Annotated in this window: 17 protein-coding genes; 1 reads left to right on the top strand and 16 read right to left on the bottom strand. The window is 45.5% G+C overall.

Annotation, left to right across the window (positions count from 1 at the left end):
* Nucleotides 1-94: 94 nt before the first annotated feature.
* The 16 genes from D6D85_RS00925 to D6D85_RS00855 all read right to left on the bottom strand — a co-directional run bounded on the left by D6D85_RS00925 (nucleotide 95) and on the right by D6D85_RS00855 (nucleotide 7,779).
* Complete coding sequence (locus tag D6D85_RS00925) at nucleotides 95-589, bottom strand: hypothetical protein (RefSeq protein ID WP_125670162.1); 495 nt, start codon at nucleotides 587-589, stop codon at nucleotides 95-97.
* On the bottom strand, nucleotides 586-771 hold the full coding sequence (locus D6D85_RS00920; protein WP_125670160.1) for a hypothetical protein: 186 nt from the start codon (nucleotides 769-771) through the stop codon (nucleotides 586-588). The genes D6D85_RS00925 and D6D85_RS00920 overlap by 4 nt, the downstream gene beginning before the upstream one ends.
* Nucleotides 772-829: 58 nt before the next feature.
* Complete coding sequence (locus D6D85_RS00915) at nucleotides 830-1,045, bottom strand: hypothetical protein (protein WP_125670159.1); 216 nt, start codon at nucleotides 1,043-1,045, stop codon at nucleotides 830-832.
* Between the two features lies 1 nt (nucleotide 1,046).
* Nucleotides 1,047-1,235, bottom strand: coding sequence for a ribbon-helix-helix domain-containing protein (locus D6D85_RS00910; RefSeq protein ID WP_161969610.1), 189 nt, complete (start codon nucleotides 1,233-1,235; stop codon nucleotides 1,047-1,049).
* 1 nt (nucleotide 1,236) lies between these two features.
* A complete protein-coding gene (locus D6D85_RS00905; protein WP_125670156.1) occupies nucleotides 1,237-1,542 on the bottom strand; it encodes a hypothetical protein in 306 nt (101 codons plus the stop codon).
* A 153-nt stretch (nucleotides 1,543-1,695) separates the two neighbouring features.
* A complete protein-coding gene (locus tag D6D85_RS00900; protein WP_125670154.1) occupies nucleotides 1,696-2,493 on the bottom strand; it encodes a hypothetical protein in 798 nt (265 codons plus the stop codon).
* Nucleotides 2,490-2,762 carry a hypothetical protein gene (locus D6D85_RS00895; protein WP_125670153.1) on the bottom strand — a complete coding sequence of 91 codons (273 nt, stop codon included), beginning with the start codon at nucleotides 2,760-2,762 and terminating at the stop codon, nucleotides 2,490-2,492. Before D6D85_RS00895 ends, D6D85_RS00900 begins: the two co-directional genes overlap by 4 nt.
* Before the next feature lie 5 nt (nucleotides 2,763-2,767).
* A complete protein-coding gene (locus D6D85_RS00890) occupies nucleotides 2,768-2,953 on the bottom strand; it encodes a hypothetical protein (protein WP_125670151.1) in 186 nt (61 codons plus the stop codon).
* Nucleotides 2,954-3,082 carry a hypothetical protein gene (locus tag D6D85_RS16920; RefSeq protein ID WP_272914399.1) on the bottom strand — a complete coding sequence of 43 codons (129 nt, stop codon included), beginning with the start codon at nucleotides 3,080-3,082 and terminating at the stop codon, nucleotides 2,954-2,956.
* 9 nt (nucleotides 3,083-3,091) lie between these two features.
* Nucleotides 3,092-5,302 carry a hypothetical protein gene (locus D6D85_RS00885; protein WP_125670149.1) on the bottom strand — a complete coding sequence of 737 codons (2,211 nt, stop codon included), beginning with the start codon at nucleotides 5,300-5,302 and terminating at the stop codon, nucleotides 3,092-3,094.
* A 44-nt stretch (nucleotides 5,303-5,346) separates the two neighbouring features.
* Complete coding sequence (locus D6D85_RS00880; protein WP_125670148.1) at nucleotides 5,347-5,613, bottom strand: hypothetical protein; 267 nt, start codon at nucleotides 5,611-5,613, stop codon at nucleotides 5,347-5,349.
* Nucleotides 5,614-5,622: 9 nt separating this feature from the next.
* Nucleotides 5,623-5,904 carry a hypothetical protein gene (locus tag D6D85_RS00875; protein ID WP_125670147.1) on the bottom strand — a complete coding sequence of 94 codons (282 nt, stop codon included), beginning with the start codon at nucleotides 5,902-5,904 and terminating at the stop codon, nucleotides 5,623-5,625.
* 10 nt (nucleotides 5,905-5,914) lie between these two features.
* A complete protein-coding gene (locus D6D85_RS00870; RefSeq protein WP_125670146.1) occupies nucleotides 5,915-6,148 on the bottom strand; it encodes a hypothetical protein in 234 nt (77 codons plus the stop codon).
* A gap of 157 nt (nucleotides 6,149-6,305) precedes the next feature.
* Nucleotides 6,306-6,551, bottom strand: coding sequence for a hypothetical protein (locus tag D6D85_RS00865; protein WP_125670145.1), 246 nt, complete (start codon nucleotides 6,549-6,551; stop codon nucleotides 6,306-6,308).
* A gap of 1 nt (nucleotide 6,552) precedes the next feature.
* Complete coding sequence (locus tag D6D85_RS00860) at nucleotides 6,553-7,326, bottom strand: hypothetical protein (RefSeq protein WP_125670144.1); 774 nt, start codon at nucleotides 7,324-7,326, stop codon at nucleotides 6,553-6,555.
* 30 nt (nucleotides 7,327-7,356) lie between these two features.
* Nucleotides 7,357-7,779 (bottom strand): hypothetical protein, encoded by a 423-nt coding sequence (locus D6D85_RS00855; RefSeq protein WP_125670143.1) that lies wholly within the window; start codon nucleotides 7,777-7,779, stop codon nucleotides 7,357-7,359.
* A gap of 51 nt (nucleotides 7,780-7,830) precedes the next feature.
* Here D6D85_RS00855 and D6D85_RS00850 point away from each other — a divergent pair, with 51 nt between their 5' ends.
* Nucleotides 7,831-8,124, top strand: a complete 294-nt coding sequence (locus tag D6D85_RS00850; protein ID WP_125670142.1) for a hypothetical protein — start codon at nucleotides 7,831-7,833, stop codon at nucleotides 8,122-8,124.
* Nucleotides 8,125-8,364 lie beyond the last annotated feature (240 nt).

Raw genomic sequence — 8,364 nt, 5'->3', positions numbered from 1 at the left:
CGATAGACTGCATAAAAGTGATGGTATGCTTCTAATTCAGCACATTCAACCATGCCTGTATCAGGATTCATCAGTTTAATCCTCAGTTTTGCACTCAATAGACCCACCTGGTTGCTAGCTTCTCAAGCCCTTTCACTACCTGGAAATCTATTCCCATCCTATCACATGTCATCTTTACGTCCATATCCATCAGGGGAACTACGTATATCAGCTTTCTCACTCTGTAATCGGGATATGTCTGCTCAAAGCTATCCTTATAAGTGAGTAGCTGACCTACTCCTGATGCTAACGGTCTCTTCTTAACCTCAATTATCCAGACATCCCTGTTAAGGATCTTTATCGCATCTATCTTCTTAGCAGTTAAGTAAAATGCAGCCTCACGCACACCAGGAGGAAATTTCTCAACTTCAGCTAGATGTGCTGAACTCATCACTGGAACATCGAATGCATAAGTGCCATAGTTCTGTGTTTGCTCTACCCATGCTGCGAATATGTGCTTTTCAGCATCCTCGAAGTGAGGTAAAGGAGAGTAGAATGCATCGAAGAAGCTCTTTATCTCCATGACCTTCCATTGCGGTGGATAGCTCATGCTCTCGCCTTTAATCTTGCTATCTGAGCCTCTAACATCATAATTGTTGTTGTTAAGGATCTTGATGTCTCATCATCACCAGCAGCCATAGCCCTAGCTTTGCTCTCCATCAAATCGAATACCCTCTTCTCTAACTCACGTATCAGCTCCATCTTCTTCTCCTTCTCCTCAACTTCAGCCATCAGGTATCACCAAAAAAAGATGGGATGGGAAGATTAAAAAAGTTATGTATGGGATGGGTTAAGGCTTCAGCTCATTCGCTCTCTCCAGGATTATCCTGATAAGGCTCTCATAATCCTCAAGGATGCTACCCATGCTAACCTTGTGTGCTGTTGTAGCTGCTGCTAATGCTAACAGCAGCTGCTCAGGATGTGCTAGGATCTCCACATAGCCAGCTCTAGCTATATCCACTGCTAATAAAGCCATCTTCTCTCTCTCCTTATCCTGCCCGCTCATATCACTCCCCTCCCAGATATTGCTTTAGAGCCTCAGCAATGATCTCAGATTTCCTCTTCCCTGTCTCCCTAACCTTCTTCTCCAGCTTTTCGTAGAGGAGGTATGGGATGCTGATGCTCAGGTTCACCTTCTTCCTTTTCTTTATCTCCTGAAGGAGGTCTGCCCAGGCAGGGTTCTCCTCATCCAGCATGTTAATCCCTCCAGAATCTAAGGTGAAGGAGCATACCATCATGGACAGACTCAATATAGTAGCTGAAGGATAGATTATGCTCATCTGCTATTCTCTTGATTATGTCATGGTCTATCTTTGCAAAGATAATGCCATAGTAGCCAAGTTCTACACAGATAGCTCCTGTTACGTCAATATATATGTCTCTGAATGTTGTCCATGACAGTCTCTCTAGGATTTTCCTCTTTATCTCCTCCAGGATTGACTTCATGCCTTCATCGGGGCATGCCTCTGATCGAATTAGGGGAAGGTTCTCACTCATAGCCATAAGATCCCCCCACTACATAGTGGACTGTGGAGTATATAAACCTATCCTCCATAGTGTATGTGGTCTATATACCAGTGAGCCAGGCTATATAGAAGCCATGCCACGATAATCACTCCTATAATGTAACAAAAAAGGTAAATAGGGATCAGGATCTCATCGAACATCCTGAATCTCTTCAGCCTCTCCTGCTATGTTAGTTCCTTCAGCATAGATGTAAATTGGAACTCTGAATCTTCCGATACTAGCATATCCTGTTAGATCCTTCTCTATCTTCAGGACTACCCTGTATTTCTTCTTCTCTGGTGGCTTAGGTGGTGAAGGTGGTGAAGGTGGAGTTATTGTCGCATTGGGATCTCCGAATAACCTCAGGTGATTAGCATCCCATGCTATGTTGGCTTTAACATGCTCAGGTAAGCTGGGATCTCTTAATGCCTCCTGAGCTGATCCTATTATGTAGTTATACCATGCCTTAGCAGGTTCTCCCTCAAGAACCCTTCTGTATCCATCGAGAATAGGCCAGAAGAACCATTTCAAGTAAGGATCTGTTAAAGGATCTCCTCCACCTGCAACGTTGAATATGTAAACCTCATCCCATGCAAATACAGCTGAAGCTCCCTTCTGAGCCATGTCAGGAGCCAGCCTCTGTCCTGTTAGACAGCTCAGTAGGAATACTATTTTCTTCTCCACAGTGCTTGTGGGATAGCTGCATGTATGCCAAATAACTACTGCCTGGTCTCCTGTAGTATCATCAGCTGATCCGTGTCCATTGTGAAGTATCAGGCTAGCTTTAACGGCATTCTTATAGATGTTGTCCACGTTTTGCTCTCTCCTCAGACATGGAAGTGGCTCATGTCCTGTTGCTCTAGCCATCTCAATAGCCTTAAGAGCATAGGGAAAGAAATAAGCTACTGCAGGCTCATAGTCGCTAGCTGAAATAAGTATTCCACTCATGTCGATATACCTCCCCATATTCTCCTGAGATAGTTTATCACATTTAGGTCTTTCCTCACCAAGCTGGGTAGATCAATGATGTTGATAACATATACATGATCCTTGCTCATGATGACCATAGTGTCCATAGGAAATCCATCAGCCTTAAGTGCTGCTAGGTAATGCTCTATTGCTGCAGCTAGCTCTTCTCTATATCCATCATCGTATCTTAACTCCCTTAACTTGATGATCAGGTCATCCCATGCCTTCTTCCTATCAAGCTCTGACATAGTGATCACCTTTTAGCTTTCTCCTGGAGCTTCTTAAGCTTATACTCCTTGTGTGCCTCGTTACCTGCCAATATGCTTAGCAGGATAGCTATTGCTGTCTCAAGCTCCTTCTCCACATTCATTCCTGCCAGATACAGGATGCCTAATACAAAAACAGTTAGAGCAGCTATTGCCTTAATCTTCCAGTCCATCTACCTCTCACCTCCCTTCTCCTCCTCCTTCTTTTCCTCCATCTTCTTCTTTAACTTTTCCTCCAGCTCCTCTATACTATTATAACTGCTACTGATAGCAGACCTGATCTTAGCCCTATCTTCAGCCATCATATCACCTTACTTCTTATGCTCCCTCCAGTATTTAAGAATAAGCATAGCATCCTCAGGATCATATCCTAGCCTTACAAGCCTCATCAGAGCTTGATCATCGGTTATATACCTCGCTCTCCACCATCTCTCTATCCAGCTCTCTGAAGGTAGTTTCTCCCTGGTGTCTATCATCTCTAGATCCCATATCTCCAGCTTAGCCCTAGCTCTAGCTTCATCGCCTAATGCCTCACTCAGTAAATTGAGAGCATCTGTCCTGTCTATTGCTCCAGCCTTGTATCGCTTTTCTATCACCTTCTCTATGTCCTTAGCTCTCTCTTCTCTCTCCTCTTCCAGCCACGATTCTATGATCTTAAGAGCATCGCTGTGGCTATACTTGAGCAATCTCAGTCTATCGTAAGCTTCATCAAGCGTCATCTTACCCCTTAGTAATAGCTTCTTGATACTTGATTCAGGTATGTCCTTGAACGCCCTCACGAGGTAGAAGTCCTCCATCCAGGAAGGAACTCCCTGGAAGCTCAACAATATCCTGGCTGTCGCTTCATCTGTGTAGTTAGTAGCCCACATCTCCTGGATCTCGCTTAATGTTGGATACCTGGATCTGAAGTTAGCATTTTCCATCGCTTCCAGGTGGTTCAGGATAGCAGCCTTAACCTTAGCACTCGTGATAGCCCAGGACATCCAGGGTAAACCTGTAGCCCATATTATATCCCTCCACAGCTCTCCGATTGTATCCAGGACACCTAAGCTCAGAGCCTTAGCTAGGGTATCCAGCAGCCTTGTCCCCATGAATGCTGAAGACACTAGAGCAAAGAATCCTGCTGTGTATCTCAATGCATCAGACTGTCCTTCTTCCCAGGGTCCAGGATGTGGAGATACAAGTAGCTCAGCAGCCTTCTCCTCCTTATTCCATTTAACCTGACCTATCGTTAAAGTGTTGATCAGGTCAGCAAATATCTGCTCTAGTGCATCGAATCCTCCTTTTGTTGTCTCACCTATGTAGTCTGAGATCCCGAATCTATCCCCTAGCTTAGCAGATTCATGTTGTTTCATTCTCTGTTCTATTACCTCTATGGGATGCTCAACATAATCACCTAGAGCTTTACCTGATGGAGAAGCCTTATATCCTGAATCAGTCTTCTCTATCACTAGAGAAGCCAGCTCTCCATCCCTCAGTTTCTTTAGCATGTCTAAATAGGGATTCTTTATTCCTAAAGCCATCAGCTCAACTTTATGGGAAGCACTAAGTATCGCATCAGGCATCTTGGTTATGTCAGCTAATGCAGGCAAGTTCAGGTTAAGAGAGCCTAAAAGCTCCTCTAGTATCCTGTTCCGTTCCTGGTCTGTTGCTACTGATTCCTGTTGAACCTGCTGTTGAGCCTTAGCTTGCTCCTCCAGCTGTTTTCTGAGCATCTCATACTGCTGTGTATATGCTGTGAATGCTTGTATCTGCTGTTGCATGTATTGCTGCTGTTGTTGATATGTGATTGTCTGGAGCTGGACATGTTGTATTATGCTTGAGAGAATGGGCTGGAGCTGTGTGTATGCATGCAGCAGCTGCTGTGATATGCTCATCTGCATTCCTGTTATCGCACTTGATACAGCTTGCTGAACTAACTGAGCCATCTGAGCTGCCTGTATCCCTGCTGGTATCCTGGTAAATGTCTCGACTGGAACTCCTGACTCAATAGCTGCTGCTATCGCTGCACCAGGTCTCTCAGCCATCAGCCTTGATACAGCTTCCTTTGCTAGCTCTATCGCTAGGTTCTTACCCTCACATAGGCTTCCTGTCTCATTCGCTCTTGCTACTCCTGCTGCTACTATTGAATCAAGAGTTCCAGGCTGATATATGTTGAGCTTATCGGCTTGAGGAACTGATAGGGCTGCATTCCTTATTAGTGTCTCCACTGCATCAGGATGTGAACTTATCCATGATCTGCCTGCTGCTGTTACCCTCTCATATATCCTTGTCCTGTATTCATTTACCTTATCACTCAGCTCCTTGAATGCATCTTCCTCCTTCTTTAATCCAGCACTGACATAGCTTTTCAGGTTATTGTAGAGCATGTCATAGTCTCTGGTGACGTCATTAGTTATTGCCGATGTGTCAGCTGCATATCTTCCCAGACAGAGCGAGCTTAAGACAGAATCAGCATATTCCCTCAAGCTTTTCCTGATATTAGCTGGAGATAGGTCTGTCCACTCAGCTCTCTCAGGCATATATCACACCAAAAAAAAGAGGGAGAGGGATGGATAAAAAGTTATCAGATAACTCCTTCCTTCTCCAGCACGTCTAAGTCAGCATCAGTGTAGCCCATCTTCTTGAGCTTAGCCCTTTTCCCAGCCCTATCAGGTGGAATATTAACAGGGGACTTGGAACATTGATCTATTGGCTTGTTTCCTATATCAACATCAGCTACCTGCAGTAGCTCGTTGATTAGATCATTGGTTACCTCCACCCTTACTTCTCCTATTGCCTCTCCACCGGGTCCCGTTATAATCTGTCTTCTCAGGACAATTGTTCTTGTCATCTAATCACCTCACGAGAGACACATCCCATGAACACCAACAGTCTTTGCCGCTGTCGCTGTGTTAACAACCTTGAGATATTTGGTGTTTATCATCGTAAACCTGTATTGCCCTGTTCCTAAGTTATCGATATATGTGTCAGTTGTCCCATCAGTGTAGTAAAATTTCACGTATGTCGTATCCGTATTGTAAATATACAGGACAAGCACTGTTACTCCTGTCGCAGGCTGGAACACAACATAGCCACCGGCAGGAATGGATGCACCTGCTGACCATGGATCTCCTACACCCATTTTGCATCACCTATATCCCAGCAAATATGAGGGCTCTCACCAAGCTTGAAAGCTTGGTGAGAGTTACTGAGCCATCAGGATGATCTAATGGTGATGCTGTCTTATGGCTATCTAAGTCCGTCTTCCTCAGGCTGTCATTTGGATCAACAGGTGCACCTAAGTTCTTGATTATATGACCAGCCCAGTCCTTATCCACATCTATCGTTATCAGGGATAATCTAGGTGCTGGAGTTATGATGTCCATATTCCCACCTTACTCATATTCCTCCCAGACTCTTACCTCAGTTGCTCCATCAGCTATGCCATAGAGAGCATATTCAGTCTTATCTCCATCTTTTCTCTTGAATATTATGCCTCCTCCAGCTTTCACCGGAAACCCCTTCGCTCTTACATCGGTCTGATCAGGAGAGATATTCAGCTATGCCATAGAGAGCATATTCAGTCTTATCTCCATCTTTTCTCTTGAATATTATGCCTCCTCCAGCTTTCACCGGAAACCCCTTCGCTCTTACATCGGTCTGATCAGGAGAGATATAGACATCATAGTTTCCCACGTTAAAGATGCCTATTGTTATCCTTTTCGGGTTAAATGGCACGATATTCACGACTCGATTAGCAGGTATTGGGACAGCCCTAGTGAAGGGCAATTTAAGCCACCTTCACTATGTAGGCATAGACTATCTCAGAGGTATCTGCTGAGCTTGAGAGGAACTGGAACATTGGTGGAGAGTTGTGAGTGAATCTTCCCATTTCATAGAACTGAAGCTCCTTCAGGTATTTGTCGTTTATCACTCTGGCTCCTGGATCGCTTCCAGCAATAGCGGGAACTCCAGGTCTCCAGTATTGTCCTGTGAATATCGCTCTTGCTGCCAGAGCACCAGCACTTATCGGTATGAATCCCACCAGTGCATAAGTTCCTACCTCCAGGGCTACTTCAGGTGTCATTATGCACGTAGTCCAAACTCCCGCTGTGAGTGTCGTGTTTGATGTGAGCTTTACCATCCTTATCTCTCCAGCAGGAACTGGTGGCAATGCAGGCGGGCCTAGAGCCACCAATGCCAAGTTGTATGCAGCAGCTGCCCCTCCATATGAAGCTATGACGCTTAGTTCCTCTGTCTCGCTCAGGGTCAGAGGTCTTATCGGTTTCCACACCGGTATCTTATTCAGATCCAGGTTCAATGCTCCATAGCTTCCAGGTATGATGCGGGGCTTGTGCCTCCTAACTTCCAGGGATGGAGATTTAAGATAAGCCTCTGTCAGGTTTACTCCAGCAGCATAAGCCCAATGGACATTATTCAGGCCAACAGGAACCATGAACCTGGTTGGTGCTGTCTGTGTCAGGACATCATCCTTCACCACTGGAAGCTCCACTTCAGTCTTGCCATAGTCGCTAACCAAGTATGCAGCTAGATGGGTTGCCATATCCTATCAACCTCCCTCCTTCTTATGTGCTTATTTCATGAGTTCCTCCTTCTTCTTCACTAAAGCCTCGACTATAGCCTCCACTCTCTTCAGGTTCTCCTTCCAGTCAGCTGATCTCGGTGGCAGGGTTACTCCTGATATTGCTTCAGCGAATGGCTTGAAGCGATCAGCCCACTTGGTCTCCTTCCCCTCCATTCCCTCCTTTATCCTCTTGCTCCCCAGCTCTTTTGCAGCCTTCTTCCACTCCTCATTTGACACCCTGGCTATGCCTTTCTTCCTTCTTTCCTCCCTCATTGCCCTCTCAAGTGCCTCTTTCCAGGTTTTCTCAGCAGCGTCAGACTCTGCAGCAGTCTTCCAGTCCGCCTTATCTATCTTTCTCGCATATCTGTCAGGAACTATCCTGACAGCCTCCTTATATGCCTCCTTACCCGCTTCCAAATCCACCTTCGGCATAGGGTCTCACCCTGGAAATTATGAAGCGATAAGTATATAAAGGAGGGGAGTATGGGATATCTTATGGCTAAAGATGAGATCTCCATCCTGCTGTGGAAGGAGAGAATGAGGGATCACTTCCAGCAGAGAAGGATGATGAAGATACAGCTTGAGTCCCTTGCAATACCTGAGCTGATAGATTTCATAAAGTCCCTCGACACCAGAGATCTAAAGACAGCAGTGAACTGTGGGATTAAGGGCTGGAGATACTGGATAGCCGAGCATGAGCTGTGCCATAGAATGCTGAGCATACTGCTACCTAAATATGAGATAGTGGAGAAAGCCCGGCAGGAGAATAAACAATAAATGCATGGGGCTACCCCCTACTCCACAATGCTCCAAAGAAAAAAGCTCAATGAGATGTCATCTTCCCCTCTCCGCTCCCCGCTCTCCCTCTCTCTCCTCTCCACTCTCTGCTCTCTTATTATATACTACGCTCTCTGCTATTCTCTCTCTATCCAGGATACGGTCGGTCTCTCTCTGAGGGACTCTCTCAGCGATTGAGATGATCCATGGGATCGATTAGGAGGTAGTGAACATATATTC

This window comes from Candidatus Methanodesulfokora washburnensis (genome assembly GCF_003947435.1).
In the GTDB taxonomy this organism is placed as follows: Archaea; Korarchaeota; Korarchaeia; order Korarchaeales; family Korarchaeaceae; genus Methanodesulfokora; species Methanodesulfokora washburnensis.
The sequence above is the reverse complement of the archived record's forward strand: the minus strand, read 5'-3'. Positions and strand labels throughout refer to the sequence as shown.

Bases quoted from the DNA above. Each gene is read 5' to 3' on its own strand.
- D6D85_RS00925 (WP_125670162.1), bottom strand. From the start codon at position 589: ATGAGCTATCCACCGCAATGGAAGGTCATGGAGATAAAGAGCTTCTTC.
- D6D85_RS00920 (WP_125670160.1), bottom strand. From the start codon at position 771: ATGGCTGAAGTTGAGGAGAAGGAGAAGAAGATGGAGCTGATACGTGAG.
- D6D85_RS00915 (WP_125670159.1), bottom strand. From the start codon at position 1,045: ATGAGCGGGCAGGATAAGGAGAGAGAGAAGATGGCTTTATTAGCAGTG.
- D6D85_RS00910 (WP_161969610.1), bottom strand. From the start codon at position 1,235: ATGCTGGATGAGGAGAACCCTGCCTGGGCAGACCTCCTTCAGGAGATA.
- D6D85_RS00905 (WP_125670156.1), bottom strand. From the start codon at position 1,542: ATGGCTATGAGTGAGAACCTTCCCCTAATTCGATCAGAGGCATGCCCC.
- D6D85_RS00900 (WP_125670154.1), bottom strand. From the start codon at position 2,493: ATGAGTGGAATACTTATTTCAGCTAGCGACTATGAGCCTGCAGTAGCT.
- D6D85_RS00895 (WP_125670153.1), bottom strand. From the start codon at position 2,762: ATGTCAGAGCTTGATAGGAAGAAGGCATGGGATGACCTGATCATCAAG.
- D6D85_RS00890 (WP_125670151.1), bottom strand. From the start codon at position 2,953: ATGGACTGGAAGATTAAGGCAATAGCTGCTCTAACTGTTTTTGTATTA.
- D6D85_RS16920 (WP_272914399.1), bottom strand. From the start codon at position 3,082: ATGGCTGAAGATAGGGCTAAGATCAGGTCTGCTATCAGTAGCAGTTAT.
- D6D85_RS00885 (WP_125670149.1), bottom strand. From the start codon at position 5,302: ATGCCTGAGAGAGCTGAGTGGACAGACCTATCTCCAGCTAATATCAGG.
- D6D85_RS00880 (WP_125670148.1), bottom strand. From the start codon at position 5,613: ATGACAAGAACAATTGTCCTGAGAAGACAGATTATAACGGGACCCGGT.
- D6D85_RS00875 (WP_125670147.1), bottom strand. From the start codon at position 5,904: ATGGGTGTAGGAGATCCATGGTCAGCAGGTGCATCCATTCCTGCCGGT.
- D6D85_RS00870 (WP_125670146.1), bottom strand. From the start codon at position 6,148: ATGGACATCATAACTCCAGCACCTAGATTATCCCTGATAACGATAGAT.
- D6D85_RS00860 (WP_125670144.1), bottom strand. From the start codon at position 7,326: ATGGCAACCCATCTAGCTGCATACTTGGTTAGCGACTATGGCAAGACT.
- D6D85_RS00855 (WP_125670143.1), bottom strand. From the start codon at position 7,779: ATGCCGAAGGTGGATTTGGAAGCGGGTAAGGAGGCATATAAGGAGGCT.
- D6D85_RS00850 (WP_125670142.1), top strand. From the start codon at position 7,831: ATGGGATATCTTATGGCTAAAGATGAGATCTCCATCCTGCTGTGGAAG.